The sequence below is a fragment of the Sunxiuqinia dokdonensis genome (assembly GCF_001270965.1).
GTDB classification, from domain to species: Bacteria; Bacteroidota; Bacteroidia; order Bacteroidales; family Prolixibacteraceae; genus Sunxiuqinia; species Sunxiuqinia dokdonensis.
In genome coordinates this window covers 1-21,084 of sequence record NZ_LGIA01000187.1, presented here as the reverse complement: position 1 = coordinate 21,084, position 21,084 = coordinate 1, and the positions used below count along the sequence as shown (strand labels likewise).

Genomic DNA, 21,084 nt, shown 5'->3' with positions numbered 1-21,084 from the left:
TCTTCGTGACTATTCAGTCGATTGACGGTTCCATCGTTTTCAGCCTTTCAAAGTATCCCAGTACAATGCGAAAGCACTTTCCAGGCATTGTTCATCGGTTATTTTGTCAGGATGATCCATCAGGTATTTTGTAATTCCATTTAAGGTTCCCTGGATGGCTTCAAACAAAAGGTCGATGGGAATCGGCTTTAGCATATCGTTTTCCTGTCCTTGTTTTAACAGGTCGTAGATGAACTGAAACCGTTGATGGCCAAGCTCCCGCGTGATGTTGGAGATGAAAGGCGAATTGCTGAATTGATCGTAAAATTGCTGGTGCTCGGGATGATTTACGGCCCAGCGGATGGCGTTGAAGAAAACCTGACGAAGCTTACCTTTAATGGTTTCCTGCTGATCAACCTGGCTTGACAGGGACTGGATTAAAACATCTTTCGTTTCCAGGTACAGGGTGTTAATCAGCTCTTCTTTGGTTTTAAAATGATGAAACAAGGTGCCGGTAGCCACGCCGGCGGTTTGAGCGATTTTAGTGGTTGGTGTGGCATGAAAACCATTGGTTACAAATAGTTTGAGGGCCGCTTCCAGTATTTGTTGTCTTTTCTCATTCATAGTAAATCGACTAATCAGTCTACAAAGCTAGTCGAATTTTTTGGACGAGCAAACGAAAGCGCGGAGACATCCTGCAGAGAATTTATTTTACAGGCAGGGTGAAGTGAAATATGGTGCCGTTCGGGCGGTTGGGTGTGGTCCATATTTCGCCCTTGTTTTTGGTGACAAATTCTTTGCAGATGAGCAACCCAAGGCCAGTTCCCGTTTCCCCAGCGGTTCCGCTGCGTTGATTTCGAGTTAAGTCAAACAAATTTGTTTGTTGCTCCGGGCTCAAGCCAATCCCATTGTCGGCAACCCGAACGACGACTTCGTCGTTTGATTTTTCGGCGGTCAATCCGATGGTGCCTTCTGGTTTGGTAAATTTAATCGCATTGCTGAGTAGATTGCGGACGACCGTATCAATCATGTCGGGATCAAAGACAGCAATCAGTTGATCAGGAAATTGGGCTTTGATCTGAATGTTTTTTTGCGTTGCGGGTTCCCGGCTCAACTCAATGTTGTTGTGTAAAATTTTACTCAGATCGTTTTCGGCAGGATGATAGCGCAATTTGTCCGATTGAGCATTGGCCCAGGTCAGCAGTTTTTCCAGCAATTTGTAGATGTTTTTAGCCGAATCATTCGCGAGTTTAAGCATGTCTTTTTCCTGCTCAAATTCTTTTTCATCTGCATTGCTTAACAAGTCGAGCAAGCCCAAAAGTCCTGAAAACGGGCTTTTCAAATCATGCGAAATGATGGAGAAAAACTTATTTTTTGTCAGGTTGGCTTTTTCCAGTTCCTGATTTTTTGTTTGCAACTCGCGGGTGCGCTCTTCGATGATCATCTCTAGCTGAAACTGCCTTCTGAGCAGGGCCCGGTTGCGCAGTCGCTGGATGAGCACAAACACGCCAATCACCAGGGCGATTGAAAAGATGATGAATGGGATCGTCATCCAAAATGGCGGTTTTATTTTTAGCCGGATCGCGCTTGCCTGGCTGTTCCATTCTCCGAGCCGGTCGGTGGTTTCAACCCGAAAGAGGTAGGTGCCTGGTTTTAATCGGGTGTACGTGGCAACCTGCTCCGTTTGCGGAATAATCCATTGCTCGTCAAACCCTTCGAGTTTGTAGCGGTACTTTTGTTTTTCCGGGCCGACAAAGTTTAGCGAAGTGAACCGGAACGAAATCATTTGCCGGTGGTGGCTCAGTTCCAGTTCGCGCAACGAAGGATCATCTTTCGAATACGCCGGGAACACGGGCTTCCCGTAAACCGAGGTTTCGGTGATGATGGCTTTTGAAGTGAAGTTAAGCGCGTCGAACGAGCTGTAAACATTGAAGAAGTCGACGCCTTCGTTTCCGCCAAAATAGATGATGCTATCGGAATGTGTTGCCGATGAACGATCAAAATAGTTGGATGAAATCAAACCGTCGGTATGAGCAAAATAGTCCAGATCGTATTGGAAGTTTTGGGTATCATCCCATGAATAATGAATTCTGAAGATGCCGGATTTTGTACTTGTCCAAACTTCGCCGGGTTTCACCGATTCGATGGATGAGATATTCTGGTTGTTGATGGTTGTTTCGTCGGCAATTGGCAAAAACTGGTCGTGTTGCGGCCAATACACGTTGATGCCGTTGTTCGTTCCTGCCCAAATAAATCCGCTCTGGTCACAGTGGATGGTTTGTACCGTGTTGCTCGACAGGCTCATGAGGTTTTCCGGATCGTTGTAATAATTGGAGAACTGTTGACTTTTTGGATTGAATTTGGAGATTCCGTGAGCCGTTGCAATCCAAAGGTTGTTGTCCCTGTCCACAGCCATGTTGAAGGTGAAATCGTTCGAAAGCGAGTTGTCTGGGTCGTTTGGGTCATGTCGAAACTGATGTGCCAGCCCACTTGCCGGCTTGTACCTGATGATGCCATTACCGTGAACGGTCAGCCACAGGTTGCCTTCCGCATCTTCAACAATATCACGAATATCGGCGGTTTCCAGAAAGTCCGAAATCGAATCAGGTTTCAGGCTGACGTGTTGAAATGTGTTGCTTACCCGGTTCAGTTTTTGCAGGCCACTTTGCCAGCCGCCAACCCAAATATTACGCCGACTATCTTCAAAAATCCCGAAAATGGCACCGGTCTGTCCGCTTTTGCTTTTTGATTTGATCCAATGTTGCGTCTTGGTGTATGTGATGGGATCGTGCTTTTCGACCAGGCCTGATTCATACCCCACCCACATGTTGTTTTCGAAATCGAAATGAATGGCATGGACTTCTTTTTGAAATAGGGTGTACCCCAAATCTTGTGAAAACATAAGATGCTCAAATGGTATATTGTTTATGCCGTAGTTGATTCCCCTGATGCCCGACGAAGTCCAAAGGTCGTTGTCGCGATCCAGCATCACGTAATCCACTGCCGTTCGCTCAAGGCTGAGCGGATCGCCCGGAACGTTTGTGTAACGCTGATAATCTTGTGTGTGAGTGTTATAGCGAATCAGCCCGCTGTTGGAGGCCAGCCAGAATGTTCCGTTTTTTTCGGCTGAAAAATGGTGGATATCGTAAGTCTGATCTTCAAAGGTGTAATTCTTAAGTGTTTGGTTTTCCGGATCAAATTCGAAAAATCCAGTGGAAAGCGTGCTCATAAACAGTCGGTCGTCCAGGTAGGCGATTTGGGTGAGGTAAAGCTGATCAAGTGCTGTTCCGTTTAGTTCGGGGAAGCTTTCAAGCTCCAAGGTTTGCGGATCGAAGCGATACAGCCCGCCATCGAATGGGACCAGCCACAGGCGGCCATCGGGCTGAAGGGTAACCAGTTTAATGTTATCCAGATCAGGCAGTTCGTGTTTTTGGTCTGCTGACTGATTGGGGCCTGTGTACCATTTTGTTTCCTGCGTTTTCGGTTCAAACAAGGCCAAGCCTTCGTCTGTTGCCAGGTATAGCCGTCCTTGTTGATCTTCTGCTAGATCATGGATGTAAACTTTATCCAACTCCTCGAAATCACCCTGAAATTGATCGGTCAGAAAATTGTAACGAAAAATCCCATTGTTGGAACCCACCCATAACGTGCCTTTTGAGTCGGCATAAAGCGAGGAGATTTTGTCTGCCGGCAGGATTGGGTCCAATCCAATTCGGTTCTGGTACGATTTAAAGTGGTGCCCGTCAAAGCACATGAGGCTGTTGTCGCTGGCCAGCCAGATAAACCCGATGGAGTCTTGCGCAATAAACTTGATTTGCGATTCGGGAAGGCCGTCTTGGGTGCCATAATGTATAAACGATACAGCACCATAACCGAAGGCTAGATGCCCCAATAAAACCAAAAAAAAGAATGTATGGAAAAGAAGTTTACTCACACCGCATCAATCAATTATCCCCGCGGCCAAATATATAAAAATATGGTTCATGAAATTTTAAAAGTGCTGTATAAGCTAATTTTTTTTGTTCGCCTTTAACCAACCGACTTTCCTTTGTTTTGAAGTGAGTTTTGAACGAATTACGTTACTTGCTTTGTGTTCAAAATGAAAAATGGAGGGAGATTTTCGCCAGTTTGAATCAAAAGTTGTAAATTCCTGTCGTTTAACCACGAGCCTAAACTGCAAAACTATGAAGCCACTTCTGTTCTTTGGTTGTTTGATTACCTTTTCTTTTCAAGTTCTGTCACAGGAAATCGTATGGGAGGGACCAGCTGTTGAGTTTTCGCATGGTAAACTGCTTGTCGCAGAAAATAATCGGTTACTTACTTTTGAAGATGGTACGCCATTTTTTTGGATGGGCGATACCGCCTGGGAACTGTTTCACCGCCTCAGTAAGGACGAAACCCTGGAGTACCTGGAGGATCGCAGGGAGAAGGGTTTTAACGTGATTCAGGCTGTTGTTTTGGCCGAGCTCGACGGGCTCAACACGCCCAATGCCGAAGGGAATAAACCGCTGATTGATAACGACCCGACGAGGGTGAATGAAGCGTATTTTGCTCATGTTGATTGGGTGATTCGGAAAGCGGAAGAAAAAGGAATGTTTGTTGGTCTGCTTCCGACCTGGGGCGACAAGGTGGATAAAAAATGGGGGGTTGGCCCGGTCATTTTTAATGAAGCGAATGCTTTTGCCTACGGCGAAATTTTGGGAAAGCGCTACCGCAATTTCAAAAACATCATCTGGATCAACGGGGGCGACCGGTTGGGTGGTGGTGATAATTTTGCGGTTTGGGATGCGCTGGCCCGTGGCATCAAATCGGTTGATAAAAACCACCTGATGACCTACCATCCATCCGGCGAATCCAGTTCGTCAAAATGGTTTCACGAAAGCGACTGGCTCGACTTCAATATGATGCAGACGGGGCATGGGCAGCGGTCGTATGCCATTTTTAAACGTCTGATGGTACCCGATTATAATCGCCAACCCACAAAACCAGTGTTGGATGGCGAACCTCGGTACGAAGATCATCCACACAATTGGAAACCCGAAACGCTTGGCTGGTTCAACGATGTGGACGTGCGGCAGGCATGCTATTGGGGCGTTTTTTCGGGCGGTTTTGGCGTAACTTACGGTTGCCATGCCATTTGGCAAATGTTGGCCGAAGGACGTCAGCCCATTGGTTTTGCCCGAAACAGCTGGCGTGCTGACCTGGACTTGCCCGGAGCCTGGGACATGATTCACCTGCGTCGTTTAATAGAAAGCCGCCCGCTGACGGACCGGGTTCCTTTTCAGGAAATCATTCTGAATGACAACATGCCGGAAAAGGAATTCATCGTGGCCACAAAGGGCAGCCACTTTGTGATGGTTTACATTCCCACGGGAATTGATGCCAGGCTGAATCTCAAGCGATGTGACTGGAAAAAGTCGAAAGCCTGGTGGTACAATTGCCGAACCGGCGAGGTCTCAAAAATTGGCCGGATAAAAAATCAGGAGATTCGACAATTCAGTACGCCAACTCAAGGACGTGGAAACGACTGGGTACTGGTACTCGACAATGTAAAATCGGGGTTTAAAGCCCCGGGAAAATCAACGAAGAGATGAAGAAACTAACGTTAGTCGGACTTTTTATTTGTAGTGTTGCACTGATTGCTTTTGGCAGCAAACGGAATGATAAAAAGCGTATTCAGCCGTGGAAACAGAATCCCTGGTTTTGGCAATTCGAAAACAAGCCCGTGCTTCTGTTGGGGGCAAGCGACGATGACAACCTTTTTCAATGGCCGGCCAGCATGCTGATTCCGCACCTTGATTCGATGAAAGCCATCGGGGCCAATTATGTGCGCAATACAATGAGTGACCGGCATGACCGCGGTTTTGAACTTTATCCTTTTAAACGGCTTGACGAGGGAAAGTATGACCTGGATCAGTGGAATGAAACGTATTGGAATCGGTTTGAATTTTTTCTGAAACAAACCCGCAAGCGTGATATCATTGTTCAAATCGAAGTGTGGGATCGGTTTGACTATTCCCGAAACCACTGGTCACCTCACCCCTACAATCCCCAAAATAATCTCAACTACAACGAATCAGAATCCGGCCTTGCGCTGGATTATCCCGATCACCCCGGACGCAACCAGCAGCCGTTCTTTTTCACAACGCCACAGCAGCGAAATAATACCGTTTTGTTAAACATTCAGAAACGTTACGTAGAGAAAATGCTTTCCATTTCGTTAAAGTTTGATCACGTTTTGTATTGCATAGATAACGAAACAGCGGGTGAAGAAGAATGGGCAGTTTTTTGGGCCAAATTCATTCAGGAAAAAGCAAGGAAGAAGGGGAAGAAGATTTGTGTTACTGAAATGTGGGATAACTGGGATTTAAGGTCGGACCAGCATAAACGAACCTTTGATCGTCCGGAGCGCTATGCTTATTGTGATATTTCGCAGAATAACCAGAAAATGGGACAGGTGCATTGGGACAATCTCATGTGGGTTCGCAAGTACCTTTCCTCTCATCCCCGCCCGTTGAATACAGTCAAAACCTACGGTTCAGACAGCGGCCCGCACGGAAACACCCAGGACGGAATTGAACGGTGGTGGCGCCATATTCTGGGCGGTGTGGCTTCGGCACGGTTTCACCGGCCGCCTTCGGGGCTTGGTTTGTCCGAACGGTCAATAGCACAGGTTCAAGCTGTCCGTCAAATTGAATCCGTGGTTTCCTGGTGGGAGCTACATCCCGGCAATGAACTGCTTTCAGACTGTCATGAAAATGAAGCTTTTTTGAGTGCAAATCCGGGTGAAACATACTTGGTTTATTTTACCGGGAAAGGCGATGTGGGCCTGAATTTGACTGATTTTAAAGCGGAATTTTCCTTGAGGTGGATGGATATTCAACACGGAAGCTGGGCCTCGGAGCAAACGGTAGCAGGTGGTGAAATCGTGAAGCTTAGTGCGCCAACAGAGCATGGTTGGGTGGCTGTCTTAACCCGTTCAAAATGATTTGTTTTTGGGTCATTTTTGTTCAGTATTTATTACTGATAAATGGACAACTTATTACTGGATTTGCTGATGTGTATGGTCTGGATTCTGCCTCTTTTTATGTCTTGCCCGATACGCTAAACCGTTGAATATTGATCTTTTAATTAGTCGACCTTGTATCTTATTTTTATTCAGTTTAAATTAGTGTTGTCTAATTTTCTTCAATTTGACAACCTAAAAAACGAATAAAATGATAAACAAAATTCATAGCCTCGGAGGCTATATTCATGAGTACCAAAAAAGTGTTGCTAATCCTCAGGCTTTTTGGGCCCAGCAAGGCGAGAGTTTTTTTTGGCGTAAACGTTGGGATAAAGTGGTAGATTGGAATTTTGATGAACCCAAAATTCAGTGGTATGTTAACGGAAAGCTCAATATCACCGAAAATATTTTCGAACGCAACTTGTACACCCACGGATCTCAGGAAGCCATTATCTGGGAGCCAAACAACCCTGACGAAGAATCACGAACGCTGACTTACTCAGAACTGTTTGTTGAAGTGAATAAGTTTGCCAACACCTTGCGCCGTTTGGGAGTAGGGAAGGGCGACCGAGTGGCCATTTACATGCCGATGGTTCCTGAGTTGGCGATTGCTCTGCTGGCATGTGCCCGCATCGGAGCCATTCATTCGGTTGTATTTGCAGGCTTTTCCGCCAACGCGCTCAAAGAACGAATCAATGATGCCGCAGCCAAAGTATTGCTGACAGCTGATGGTGGTTTTCGGGGCGACAAGATTACCCCACTCAAGCAAATTGCAGATGAAGCACTGACAAATTGCTCCAGCATTGAAACCGTTGTGGTGCTGAAAAGGACGAAATCAGATATTGAGATGGTTGTTGGCCGCGACATTTGGTGGCATAAAGCGGTTGACGGACAGTCGGAGGTGTGCCCGGCTGAAGAGATGGATTCCGAAGACCCCCTGTTCATTCTTTATACTTCGGGTTCGACCGGGAAACCCAAGGGGATTGTGCATACAACCGGTGGATATATGGTTTATTCAGGCTACACGTTTAGCAATGTTTTTCAGTACCACGCTGGCGACGTGTATTTTTGTACCGCCGATATTGGCTGGATTACCGGACATACCTACATCGTTTATGGGCCGTTGCTGGCCGGTGCCAAAACCCTGATGTTTGAAGGTGTTCCAACCTGGCCCGATGCCGGCCGTTTTTGGGATATCGTCAGCAAATACCAGGTCAACCAGTTTTATACCGCTCCAACTGCGATCCGGGCGCTGCTGGCCAAAGGCAATGAGTTTGTGGAAGGAAAGAAACTGTCATCGCTGAAGGTACTTGGAACAGTAGGCGAACCGATTAACGAAGAAGCGTGGCACTGGTATCATGATCATGTAGGTCGAAACCAATGCCCGATTGTTGACACCTGGTGGCAAACCGAAACCGGCGGGGTGATGGTGTCGCCCATTGCAGGAATCACGCCAACCAAGCCTTCATTTGCCACTTTGCCATTGCCCGGCGTACAGCCGGTGATTGTCAGTAACGAAGGAAAGGAGTTAACCGGGAATTCGGTGGAGGGCAATTTGTGTATTAAATACCCTTGGCCAGGCATGGCACGAACCATTTGGGGCGACCACGAACGGTTTAGGCAGACCTACTTTTCGAGTTACAGTAAGATGTATTTTACGGGCGATGGTGTCAAGCGTGATGAAGACGGCTATTACCGAATTTTAGGGCGAGTGGATGATGTGATCAACGTGTCGGGGCACCGGCTCGGAACGGCTGAAATAGAAAACGCCATCAACGAACACCCGCTGGTGAACGAATCGGCCGTGGTTGGCTATCCTCATGCCATTAAAGGACAGGGAATTTATGCGTTTGTAGCTTGTGGCGAGTTGTCAACCGGAGGCGAAGACGGCATTCGGAAGAGCATCATGCAAGGGGTGACCAAGATTATTGGCCCGATTGCCCGTCCCGATTTGGTTCAGCTTGTTCCCGGCCTCCCCAAAACCCGGAGCGGTAAAATTATGCGCCGTATTTTAAGGAAAGTGGCTGAAGGTGATGCCACCAATTTGGGCGATATTTCCACTTTGCTTGACGAAGATGTTGTGGAACAAATTATTGACGGAGCATTGGTCGATGTGAAAAGATAAACCCAAAATATTGGCCGGAGAAAAAGATCAAAAGATGCGTTTTTGATGATGTAATCTTTCCGTTAAACTTGGATGAATCGACGCGCGAATTCGGCTGAAAGGAGCGTTTCGTGACTATTTTTGAATCCAGTTGGATTGCTCGAATGAGCCTGCCAGCGAATGAACTTATATGGAACAAGAACGTACTATTTATAGAAATAAAAGGAAGCGAAAATCTGAGTTTTTCAGAGAAATGAAAAGACGTTCTTCACAAATTATCAATTAAAAACTAGATATCATGACTGTAAACAGAACCTTTGGGATCGCTGGTGTTGACCAGAACGAACCGATCGTATCAGACAAGAAAAAAATCCAATACATCAATTTGAAGCTGGCTGCTGATGGTTACCCAACCATCAATAACGGACCCAAGTCTGATTTGTTGGAAATGGCCATGCCCTTACTAAATAACTACAACATCAAGTCCCGCTTACTCGAAAAAAACTTGTCGCCAATGGGAGAGCGCATCCAAAAGTTTTTGAAAGATTATCTGAGCGACGTTCCGGGCGATAATTCGATTACTTTCCCTGACCATCCGTTTATTCTCGACCGTTACGGCTTAGCCCGGATGGTTTCCCTGCCCATGAATGCGGATTATCATGAAACAGACATCATTAAATCGTACCGAACTTCACAGGGCATTTTGAATAACCCCAAAGAGGATCGCCGGACCACCAAAGGGGTTTTTCATGTCAGCGAAGGTGGCTTGCCAATTCCTGATGACAAAAAAGCAGTGCCAAAATCGGCATTTTGCAAACTGTTGCAAGCTGCTTTAAATCCACCAAAGGAAATCATGAAGCTGCCGTTTACGGCCAATCAGGAAAACGCAGCCGAGTTGTTTGTGAGCCTCATGCTGCGGCCCATTGTTGTTCCTGAAGTGCCGGGAGTAATTGAAGAAAAATCAATGGAGATTCAGTTCCTGGCTCCGGGAAGTTTGGTTTCGAACCTCGATTTTGTTGAATCGATCTTCGGAAATGCGGGCGATCCTTTCCTTCCTGAAAACGACGCAGCATTAGCTCCAGCCAACTGGACCGGTCATACCGGTTGCGTCATCCTTGCGCCTCACCTGACCAAATTGACCAAGAAAGAGTTGGGCTTGCCTCATTACGACAACGCGACCGAACGCCAAAAGCGCGATGGCATGTGTTGGAAAAAGGACGATGAAAAATACAATGATGGTTCTGCTTTCAAAATTACGGCCCGTGATGAGCGTGGCGTGGCGATTACCTTAATTGCTGATAACTATTACGGCTATTGCAAGAAGGAAGTGAAAACCATGATCGGTTATTCAGCAAACTTGTTTGGTTTGGCCGAAGAAGAACACGCCGGGGGTGCAATCGCTTTCCGAAGCTACAACTTGGGAGAGAAGTGGTATCTCGATGAGCGTTTGCCTACCAATGGAATGAACTTCGCCTCCTTTATCTACTTATTTGCCGACATGCTTGAATTGAAGAAGGAGGGCTACGCGGTCGATAAAACCTATCCCCAGGTAATTTATGTTCCCGAAGATGCCACTTTTGATTTGTTGAAGCAGACCATTAGCTGGGAACAAGCTGGCAAAGAACAAAGCATCAAGTTGCTACCCTACAAATACTACATCTACCCCAATGGTTACCGGGTAGAAATGAAAAAGCGGATTGAAGGTCCCAAGTGGCATTTGGTTGGAACCTTGGCCGAAGGAACACTTTGCCACAAACCATGCACTGTTTCCGGGGGTGGAAAATCTGAAATTTCAAAGTCAATTAAGGATGCCATGATCCAGGGATCGGTTATTGTGACCGATCTGAACGCGGATTTGGATATGGTGGAAGAGATCATGTCAAAAGATTTCTCCAAGCGTTTCAAAGTTCCTGCCGACTATTCAGTCCATAAATCACGGCATATTTTAAGTCGCCGGCGTTCGTTGGGCTCCGTCATTAAGTTGCTCACACCATCGGACGAATATACCGATGAGTACAACAAATGGCTAACTTCTTTCCCTCAGCGAATTAAGGTGCTGATTTATGTGATTAAAGGAAATTACAGCGAAGACTGGGACGAGAACTGGCGGAGTTATTTCTCCGTTGACCGGGTGAACGGTATTCCCGGAAATGAATTGAAATTCAGAAATAACAAGTTGTTGTCGAATTACCTACGTGTGGGGCACGACCAGGATAAATCATGGCGAATCTTCTTGCTTCGTCAAGACTACAATCCATCGAGCAAAGTTCAAATGGAAGATGATATTTCGGCTTCGGTAACATTGGATGCCTCAAAACTGGAGAATTTGAACCCGAAATACACCAACCCCAGTGTTAAGATTCTGAAAAACTGTGAGTCACGACTGTTTCAACGTCCCGATGATTGTATCGTAAAAGGGTACGATAAGCAAGGAGAGAAAGATCTTTCCAGTCCGAATACCTTCCTGTCGAACTTTGAACCGCTGACTCGCGCACAAGTGCAGGAAATTAAGGATGATGCCATTGGATTTGAGTTGTACACTCAGCCTGTGAAAGATTTGATTAACAATTTCCTGAAGAGCGAATCGCCCGAATATTTGGTGGTCCCCTCAGAGCCTCGACTGGTTGATGGACTGCCATCGAAAAACCCACGTTACCTGCAAACCCGGCCCGACCTTGTCAATCCGGTTGAACGATATGTGGCGGAAACAGCTACCCGAATTTTCAGAAAAGTGCCACTCGATAAGCCAGTGTTGTTTCCGGTCAATGCGGTGCTGCCTGGTCGGAGAAACAATCCGGCTGAACCCGAAAACAATGTGCCGCCATTAGCGGTGTACAACCCGGTACATTATCAGGAATTGCCCGAACTGTTTATCGATTTTATTTGCAGTATCACCGGAAAGTCTCCGTCTACCACAGGTTTTGGTTCCGAAGGAGCGCTTACCAAAGGCCCGTTCAATTCCTTGCTGCCAGCCGCCGACCTGAACAATGCTTTCCTGTCGTATATTCTTACGGGCTACGACGGCTTTTCATCGGCTGCCGGCTATGTGGGTCCAAACTACAAGGTCGATCACGACATCAGTTTGCTGATTCCCGAAATTTGGTGCCGGATGACTGTTGAAGAGCGCGATCCGAAATTCCTGATTGCGAATGGCTATCTTGAAAAGGTTGAGAATTTCAAACACAATGGGAAAGAGGTCGATGCCAGCCTGCTGGGATACCGGATCACCCTGAAATTTGTGACCCACTTTATGGGGCGTATTTTTAGTAAGCCCGATGCGGTGTTTAGCGAAGATATGCTGAAGCCTGAGACGCAGGATCTGGATATGTTCGTGGCATCGATCGAGAACCTATCAGTAACCCAGAAACGGGTGGCCGAAGGTTATATGCGCGACGGAACCGTTGACCTCTTGTGTCCACCGCTGAAAGCGCTGGTTCACATCATGATTGACGGTAAATATCAGGGTAAAGGACGGAACCATCCCGATATTCGTGCGATGTTTACCCGCGAGGCTGTGTTGAATAGCGATTGGTACAAGGAGCGCCTGGTTGAAAAGCAGAAGCGCGATGTCGCCCAATGGACAAAGAATGTGGCCTATATTGAAGAGGTGAACAGCCGCAAGAATTTTGCTGAAACGTCGGTTCGGCTTAACCTGCCCGAGCGCCTGAAAGCTGCAAAAGCCAGGTTGAAGCAAGTATCATCGCCGGCATACCTTGACGATCTGAAAGGGACAATTGGCGCGGATACGCTTCGCCCGATTGAAGATTAAGGTTTTTAAAGATTTGGATAGAGGGGGCCGCCATGTGGCCCCTTCTTTTTTTTATTCAGGATAGACAAAGAATGGCGTGTTAGGGAATAAAACAGGGCGCTGTTCGAAAGAAAAAAGACGAATGTGACGAGCATATTCGTCTTTTTTCTTTCCATATCCAAGGATTGGAAGTAAATATCCAAGGATAGGAAGTAAATATCTTAGGATATATCTATGATATCCCAGGACACCATAGATATATCCTAAGATATAGTCCTTCGGGAGAGGGATATGGTTCTTTGGGAGAGGGATATATGAACGATATCCCTGTTAAAATAAAAAGCCCGAACTGGAAAGTCCGGGCTTTTTAATGTCTTGGGGGGGGTGCTTTGGTTATTTAATTCCTTTCATCATTTTCTTTAACCAGGGTGACAGGGCGACCAGAATCAGGGCAATGACCGCCGATTGAATGGCAATCAACCAGAAAACCTGCACCTCTTGTCCAATGGCAGCTTCGAGCTTGAGCGAGATGGCTTTCATTTGAGAGGCGACAAAGTTACCCGCAGCAAACGAGCCCATCCAAACGCCCATCATGGTTGAAACCAGCTTGGGTGGCGACAGTTTGGTTACCATTGATAAGCCAATTGGCGACAAGCACAATTCGCCAAAGGTGTGCAACATGAACACCATGACCAACCACAGCGGGCTAACCAGTAACACGCTTCCATCGCCCGACCCGGCAGTTGATTTGGTATAGGCAATGGCCATGACAACAAATCCGAGACTCAGCATAGCCATTCCCCAGGCAAATTTCATTGGCGTATTTGGATTCAGTTTTTTCCGATCCAGCTGAGCCCACAGAATACTGAAAAGAGGAGCAAACAGAACGATGAAAATTGCGTTGACACTTTGAAACCAGGTGGCCGGAATCTCCCAACTACCAATCATCCGTTGGGTGTTGTCGCGTGCAAAAATATTGAGGGTGGTGCCAGCTTGTTCAAATCCACTCCAGAAAAAGATGTTAAAAACGGCCAGTACAAGAATTACAGCGACCCGGCTCCATTCTGTCTTTCCGGTAGTTCCGCGGAAAATACTTAGCAAGAGGTAGGCGCTTCCGCCAATGGCCAAAATTCGGACAAACCAGTTTTGAGCATCGCCCGAAATCGAGCTCCAACCCAGTATAATTCCAAAAACCAAAGCCACAATGACACCCACATACACCACAATGCCGATCCAGTCTTGCAGGATTAGGCGAACCCGCTCGCTTTTAACTTTGGGCGGCATACCAATTGGCCCAAGGGTATGACTACGCACGAAAAACCAAAAAGTGCCAATGAGCATCCCGACACCTGCGGCCATAAAGCCGTATTCCCAGGCAATTTGTTCGCCAAGTTTTCCGGCAACCAGCGGCGAAATAAAAGCGCCGAGGTTAATTCCCATGTAGAAAATGGTGAATCCACCATCTTTTCGTGGATCATTGTTGTCGTAAAGCTCACCAACCATCGTCGAAATGTTTGGCTTAAAGAATCCGTTTCCGAGAATGAGAATACCGAGTCCGGCATAGAAAATGGTTTGGCGGAAAGCCGGATCAGCGCCGTCAATCATGGCGCTGGAAGCCAGTAAAAACTGGCCAATGGCCATGGTAAGACCTCCAATGTAGATGGTTTTGCGCTGGCCCAGAATCTTATCGGCCAGTACACCACCCAAAATAGGAGTGACATACACCAGCCCGGTAAAAATACCGTAGATGGTGAAGGCATCCAACTCTGCCATCTCGAAACCCCCGTTGGCAAAGGTGGCTGTTAAGTACAACACCAACAGGGCGCGCATGCCATAATAACTAAATCTTTCCCACATTTCCGTGGCAAATAAAGACGACAACCCGACTGGGTGTCCGAAGAAAGCAGTATTCTGATCTTTAGCCATAGCTCTATATTTTTGTTTTGAAGGAAGCAAATATAAACATCTTTTTGCTTCTATAGTTGGTCAAATGTCAGCATTATTAATTGTCAAGGTCTGGATCAGATGGACATGCCAATGTTTTTCCAACTCGTGTTGTCGGGATGTGAGCCTATGGTTTTTGCCATTGTTTTTGTACTTTCGGGGAAAGTACATGCCCATGAAAATATTTACAACGAAACAAATAGCAGCGATTGATCAATTCACTATTCAGCAGGAGCCCATTGCGTCCATCGACCTGATGGAACGGGCTGCGCTGCAGATTGCCAACTGGCTGATTCATCATCTTTCAAATGAAAGAAAAATCATCTTTTTTGCAGGTCCCGGAAATAACGGCGGCGATGCCCTGGCGGTTGCCCGGATCATGGCCGAGCATGATTTTATCTGCGAAGTTTTTCTGGTTGATTTTGGCAAGCCACTGCAAGCTGAGCCTGCGGAAAATTGGCACCGGCTAAAAGAACAGGGCAAAGTGAAGTTAGGCCGAATTGAAAGTCAGGAGTCCATTCCGGCTGTTCCGGATGACGCTGTTGTTGTGGATGGCCTGTTTGGTTCGGGCTTGAGCCGAAAGCTCGATGGCCTGCCCTTGCAAATTGCCGCAGCGCTGAATGCTTCCCGAGCGTTGGTGGTGGCGATTGACATTCCAAGCGGCCTGTTTGGAGAAGATAACTCAAACAACGATTTGGGGGCGGTAATCCAAGCCGATTACACCCTGACGCTTCAATTTCCCAAGCTCAGTTTCTTTTTCCCGGAACACGAAGCTTTGTTAGGAAGGTGGGAGGTGCTGCCTATTGGTTTGCATCCGTCAGTTATTTCAGAAACCGAAACACCTTTTCATTTTCTGACAGCAGAAGAAATCTCGGATAAAATTCCTGTTCGGAAAAAATTCTCGCATAAGGGAACCTACGGACATGCTTTGTTGATTGCCGGGTCGTACGGAAAAGTTGGGGCCGCTTTGTTGGCATCGAAAGCATGTTTACGTTCGGGAGTGGGATTGCTCACCGCGCATATTCCGCATTCGGCCTATCAAATTATTCAAACGGCCGTTCCCGAAGCCATGTGTTCTATTGACGCGTCGGATTTGATGTTTACTGAATTTTCTGATTTGCAGCAGTTCTCGGCGGTTGGTGCCGGGCCGGGCCTGGGAGTGAAGCCCAATACCAGGAAGGCCTTGCTTCGCTTACTCGAAGCGTCGCCCGCAAAACTGGTGCTGGATGCTGATGCATTGAATATTTTGGCGATGCATCCGGAATGGCTGCCATTGCTACCCGAAAATTCAATATTAACCCCGCATCCGAAAGAGTTTGAACGCTTGGTTGGCCCATCCGGCGATTCTTACTCCGGCCTGCAAAGCCAGTTGGCTTTCTCGCAAAAATACAAGGTGATTGTGGTGTTGAAAGGCGCCCACACCCGGATCACTTCGCCCGACGGACGCGTTTTTTTCAATACAACCGGTAATCCGGGAATGGCCACCGCCGGAAGTGGCGACGTGCTCACCGGAATCGTTTTGGGGCTCCTTGCTCAGGACTTTGAGCCACTTGATGCAGCCCGCGTTGCCGTGTATGCGCATGGGCTGGCCGGAGATCTGGCGACTGTGCAGTGCGATGAGTTGTCGCTGATTGCAAGCGATATCATCGAAAATTTAGGTGAAGCTTTTTTTCAAATCAGAAAATAAACGGTCGGGTTTCCGGTTATTGTTTTGACAAAGTGGGCGAAAAAGTTCTAATTTTGCTTTCCACGTTTCATTGTATGTTCGTTTTTATTGATTTCATATTTAAAAGATAAAGCACATGAGAATTTATTGGATACTATTTCTTTTTCTGGTTTCAACAACCTTTGTTTCAGCTCAACGAAAGAAGGATGACGGAACCGTTTTGGTGTCAACCGAAGGGGTGATTTACAGCTTGCCCCGAACCGGAATCCGGATTAATGTACAGGCTAAACAGGAAAAATTCTTCCACGGCCCTTATTTTCAATATGCCGAAGCGATGCTTGGATTGAAAAATGCGCCATCGGGCGATTTTGAGCGCTGGACAATTACCGATATTCAGATTGAGACCTTTTGTGAAGCGGATCCCGATCAGGTTTACAAATCAACCGGAATCGCAGCGTCCATGCTGAATCTGACTGAGTCGGGGATTTTGGCCGGAATTAATGCTGAAGCGGTACCCGGCGATGGTGCGTTCGCTGTTTCCACCTTTTTAGGCGATACCAAAACGCCCGACTATCCGTTTGCGGATTTGTCGCTGAACCCATTTTTTGAAATTGGAGATTCCACTGCCCGCGGCGCTTTGGTGACGAAGTCGCTTGAAGAAAAAGCGCAGGAAGCGGCACATACCATTACGAAGTTGCGCAAACGCCGGTTTAAGTCGCTGGCCAATGCTTACGATGTGCAGCTTCCCGACGGGCGCGCATACGAGTTGATGGTGGAAGAACTTGATCAGCTCGAAGCCGAATATGTTGGGCTGTTTATCGGCAAAACCTACACGAAATCCTTCGACTACAGCTTCGATTTTATTCCGGGAGAAAATTCAGTTTCGGGCGAAGTTGCTTTTCGTTTTTCTGAAACAAAAGGGGTGCTCCCAAAAACTGATTTAAGTGGAAAACCGGTGGTTGTGGATATGAAGAAGCTGGATAACCTGGCTTCGGCACAAAATAAACTGAACGTTGCCGGAGGACCCAGTGGCGTTTATTACCGCGTGCCCGGTCAGGCCGAAATTCGAATTATGAATGGCATGAACCTGATTGCTGCCACCCGGGCCACCATTGCCCAATTCGGAACCGTCGCCCCGCTGCCCGAAAGCTTGCTGGATGGAACCTACCGGATTGCCTTTCATCCAAAAACGGGTGCAATAAAAAGCGTGTTGGATGTTGAGTAATTGACTTGGGCGATCCCCGTCGAGCGCATCTTTGGTCGATTGAAAAAAATGAAAGGAGGCCCTGTGCCAGTTTGGTTCGGGGCCTTTTTTATTCCAACTGACATATGTCAAGCCTCGTTCGTTCGTTAAATTGTATTTTAGTGAATTAATTAAGAAAGCTTTAGAGCGAGCTGTGATCTTGGTCACAGTTCAAAGAAAATAAATACGTCAAGTTATGAGTCAACAAATTATTGCATTGGAGCCCAGGAAACTTTGGGAATATTTCTACCAACTAACACAAATACCCCGGCCATCAAACCATGAAGAACAGATTCAGCAGTTCGTTTATGATTTTGGTAAAGGCTTGGGGCTGGAAACCATCAAGGACAGCGCCGGAAACATCATCATCAGGAAGCCGGCCACTGCTGGCATGGAAAACCGAAAGGGTGTAATACTTCAGGGGCATTTGGATATGGTTCCTCAAAAAAACAGTGACAAGGAACATGATTTCACGAGGGATCCGATTGAAACCCTTGTGGACGGGGAATGGGTAACGGCCAACGGCACAACACTTGGCGCCGACAATGGTATTGGAGTGGCAGCTGCAATGGCTGTTTTGGCTTCCAATGATTTGGTACATGGCCCGGTAGAAGCGTTGTTTACAGCGACCGAAGAAACCGGAATGGATGGGGCCGAAGGCCTGCCGCCAGACGTTTTACAAGGGGATATTTTATTGAATATGGATTCGGAAGATGAAGGCGAGCTGTATGTCGGTTGTGCCGGCGGCGAAGATGCCAACATCCGGTTTACCTATTCCGAAGCTGAAGTTCCGGCAACCCAGACTGCTTTTGAGCTAAATGTGACGGGTTTGAAAGGCGGACATTCGGGCATGGACATTATTTTACAGCGTGGAAATGCCAATCAGGTCTTTTTTCGATTGCTTAATGAAGCGCACCAGCAGCTTGGTGCCCGACTGGCATCGGTTAACGGCGGAAGCTTACGCAACGCTATTCCACGCGAAGCTTTTGGCGTGATCACTGTTGCAGGCGATAAGGCTGATGAGTTGAAAGAAATCGTTGAGGATGAATTTTTGTCGGTTAAGGCTGAATTGGCCGCTACGGAGCCCGACATGAAACTAACGGTGGTTGAGTGTGGTTTGCCTGTTGAGTTAATCGATGAAATGACCCAAATACGACTGACTAAAAGTGTACTGGCTTGTCCCAATGGTGTGATCCGGATGAGTGACTCGGTTGCGGGTTTGGTGGAAACCTCGACGAATCTGGCCAGTGTCAAATCGGATGTAGTTGGAAAAACCATTGATATTGCTTGCCTGATGCGTAGTTCGGTTGACTCGGCTAAAGAAAGTCTCGCCAAGCGGATTGATGCTGTTTTTGGCCTGGCCGGTGCAACAGTGAAATTCACAGGGGCTTATCCTGGTTGGCAGCCGAACATGGCATCACCCATTTTGAAAACCATGCAGTCTGTTTATCAGCAGAAATACGGTAAGGTGCCCGAAATAAAAGCCATTCACGCCGGATTGGAGTGTGGTATTCTCGGAGGAACTTATCCGCATTGGGATATGATTTCTTTCGGACCAACCATTCGTTTTCCGCATTCGCCCGATGAAAAGGTGAACATTACGAGTGTGCAAAAATTCTGGGATTTTTTGGTGGAAACGCTGAAAAGTATTCCGGGGAAATAGGTATTTATTAGATGAAATGGATGGTTTAAATCATGAAACAGCCAGTTCGCTAATTGCTGTGTAGAACACTGGCAAGTTTTAACGAGATGGTTTAATTTAGTTGGTGAGTTGAACCATTTTTCGGGAAGCAATTCTCGATTTTTCATTTTGATAGATGACAAAAAGGAAAGTTTTAATCATTGAGGATGACCTGGCCTTCTCGACGACACTAAAAAATATTTTGGTGCTCAACGGGTATGAGGCCGATGTTGCCAATTCAGGCACAGCAGGAATCCAACGGGCCTATGAAGGGAAGCCTGACCTGATTCTGTGCGACATAAAGATGTCGCCTGTGAATGGATACCAGGTTTTTAATGTCTTAAAAGACAGTAGTTTCACCAACAGAATTCCATTCATTTTCATCACCGGGAAGTCTGATTTACGCGAAATCAGGTTTGGAATGGAGCTTGGCGTCGATGACTATATCATCAAACCATTTCAGAACGAAACGCTTTTGCGCTCCATCCAAGTGAGGATTGAAAAATACGAGGCGCTGATTAGTTTGGGTCGAAGCCGTTACCAGGCGTTTGTGGAAAACTCGACAAATGGGATTTTTCTATTCAGTGGTGATCAGATTTTTGAAATCAATCCGGCTTTCTCACGATTGATGGGGTGTCGGCAGACTGATGTGACAAGTTTGTCGATTTCGAAATTATTTGGATCGGAAAACTTCCAAAGACTGGAAGAGAGAATCGATAAATGTGCTTATGGCTTGTTAAACAGTTTTCAGGATGAAATTGAGATTGAAGTGGCCAGTGGCGACCGTCAAAATTTTTCCGTCCGGATTGCTCGCGGGTCCGAGCAGAATGGCGCGTCGGTGCTGATTGGCTTGCTGGCTCCTGCCAGTAAAAATGTGGAGAGCGTCAGTGTTTCGTACTCGAATTTGGTGCAAATTCTGGAAAATGCAGATGTCAATTTGACGGAGAACCTAAGCCGGCGGCTACAACATGAGTTTCAGTTGGATTCAAGCCAGACCGAACGAAAACCCAGCGGTGGTGGTGTTTTGGTTGCCGATGTTGAATTTTCGAAACGCGAGCTGGAAGTTTTGCAGCTTTCATGCCAGGGCCTTCCAATGAAAACAATCGCTGACAAGTTGTTTATCGCTGACCGGACCGTGGAGAGTCACCGGGCAAATATGATGGAAAAAACCGGGGCCAAGAATATTATTGAGCTTATAATTTTCGCGCTGAAACACAACCTGGTTGATATTTAGCAGCTGTTGCTTTTTGGCTGAATTCCAGCGCGAAACCTGTTGTTAGTTTGCCGGCGAAAATAAAACCACTTGGTTTTCAGCCGGCTCCAGGGTTTTCAGATAGGCGTAAATTGCACGGAGATCTTCGGTTTCCATTTCCGCATAAAAAGTCCACGGCATGATGGTTTGGAATTCGCCGGGAGCAACCTGGTGTGGTGTGTAGTTTGATTTTGAATAGGCTTTAAAGCGCTGAATAAACTGTTCTTCAGTCCAAAGTCCGATGCCGGATTCATGCGGCGTGATGTTGGCTGATCGTAAAACAGCGCCATCCGGGAATTTAAACTCCATTCCGCCGGCAAAAGCGTCGCCAACAAATTGGCCCTTCTCTTGTCTGGTGTGGCAGTCATTACAAGCCGCAGCAGTTACCAGGTATTTCCCGTAGCTGACCCGATCTGACTTGGGCGGCATTTTGGTCAGTGCAGGTTTTTTCGGAATGGTGT

12 protein-coding genes are annotated in these 21,084 nt (G+C 46.9%); 8 read left to right on the top strand and 4 right to left on the bottom strand.

Annotation, left to right across the window (positions count from 1 at the left end):
- Positions 1-39: 39 nt before the first annotated feature.
- A complete protein-coding gene (locus NC99_RS17150; RefSeq protein WP_053186585.1) occupies positions 40-603 on the bottom strand; it encodes a TetR/AcrR family transcriptional regulator in 564 nt (187 codons plus the stop codon).
- Positions 604-685: 82 nt separating this feature from the next.
- Positions 686-3,913, bottom strand: coding sequence for a ligand-binding sensor domain-containing protein (locus tag NC99_RS17145; protein WP_157625007.1), 3,228 nt, complete (start codon positions 3,911-3,913; stop codon positions 686-688).
- Positions 3,914-4,163: 250 nt separating this feature from the next.
- On the opposite strand from NC99_RS17145, the gene NC99_RS17140 reads away from it, so the two are divergent.
- The 4 genes from NC99_RS17140 (at position 4,164) to NC99_RS17125 (ending at position 12,858) form a co-directional block, all read left to right on the top strand.
- Positions 4,164-5,573, top strand: a complete 1,410-nt coding sequence (locus NC99_RS17140) for a glycoside hydrolase family 140 protein (protein WP_082326549.1) — start codon at positions 4,164-4,166, stop codon at positions 5,571-5,573.
- Positions 5,570-6,967 (top strand): DUF6298 domain-containing protein, encoded by a 1,398-nt coding sequence (locus tag NC99_RS17135; protein ID WP_053186578.1) that lies wholly within the window; start codon positions 5,570-5,572, stop codon positions 6,965-6,967. The genes NC99_RS17140 and NC99_RS17135 overlap by 4 nt, the downstream gene beginning before the upstream one ends.
- A 229-nt stretch (positions 6,968-7,196) precedes the next feature.
- Positions 7,197-9,110 (top strand): acetate--CoA ligase, encoded by a 1,914-nt coding sequence (acs, locus tag NC99_RS17130; RefSeq protein ID WP_053186575.1) that lies wholly within the window; start codon positions 7,197-7,199, stop codon positions 9,108-9,110.
- Between the two features lie 277 nt (positions 9,111-9,387).
- Complete coding sequence (locus tag NC99_RS17125; protein ID WP_053186572.1) at positions 9,388-12,858, top strand: hypothetical protein; 3,471 nt, start codon at positions 9,388-9,390, stop codon at positions 12,856-12,858.
- Positions 12,859-13,230: 372 nt separating this feature from the next.
- On the opposite strand, the gene NC99_RS17120 is transcribed toward NC99_RS17125, so the two are convergent.
- Positions 13,231-14,763 carry a peptide MFS transporter gene (locus NC99_RS17120; RefSeq protein ID WP_053186569.1) on the bottom strand — a complete coding sequence of 511 codons (1,533 nt, stop codon included), beginning with the start codon at positions 14,761-14,763 and terminating at the stop codon, positions 13,231-13,233.
- A gap of 193 nt (positions 14,764-14,956) precedes the next feature.
- Between NC99_RS17120 and NC99_RS17115 the strand changes: the two genes are divergently transcribed.
- From NC99_RS17115 to NC99_RS17100, 4 genes are all read left to right on the top strand, one after another.
- Complete coding sequence (locus NC99_RS17115; protein ID WP_053186566.1) at positions 14,957-16,468, top strand: bifunctional ADP-dependent NAD(P)H-hydrate dehydratase/NAD(P)H-hydrate epimerase; 1,512 nt, start codon at positions 14,957-14,959, stop codon at positions 16,466-16,468.
- A gap of 115 nt (positions 16,469-16,583) precedes the next feature.
- Entirely contained in the window at positions 16,584-17,672 is a 1,089-nt protein-coding gene (locus NC99_RS17110) for a DUF4831 family protein (RefSeq protein WP_053186563.1), read from the top strand.
- A gap of 214 nt (positions 17,673-17,886) precedes the next feature.
- Positions 17,887-19,353, top strand: a complete 1,467-nt coding sequence (locus tag NC99_RS17105) for an aminoacyl-histidine dipeptidase (RefSeq protein WP_053186560.1) — start codon at positions 17,887-17,889, stop codon at positions 19,351-19,353.
- A 154-nt stretch (positions 19,354-19,507) separates the two neighbouring features.
- Positions 19,508-20,605 carry a response regulator gene (locus NC99_RS17100; protein WP_053186558.1) on the top strand — a complete coding sequence of 366 codons (1,098 nt, stop codon included), beginning with the start codon at positions 19,508-19,510 and terminating at the stop codon, positions 20,603-20,605.
- Between the two features lie 42 nt (positions 20,606-20,647).
- Here the strand turns inward: NC99_RS17100 and NC99_RS17095 are convergent.
- On the bottom strand, positions 20,648-21,084 hold a 437-nt coding region (locus NC99_RS17095; protein WP_157625005.1), incomplete at its 5' end, for a c-type cytochrome.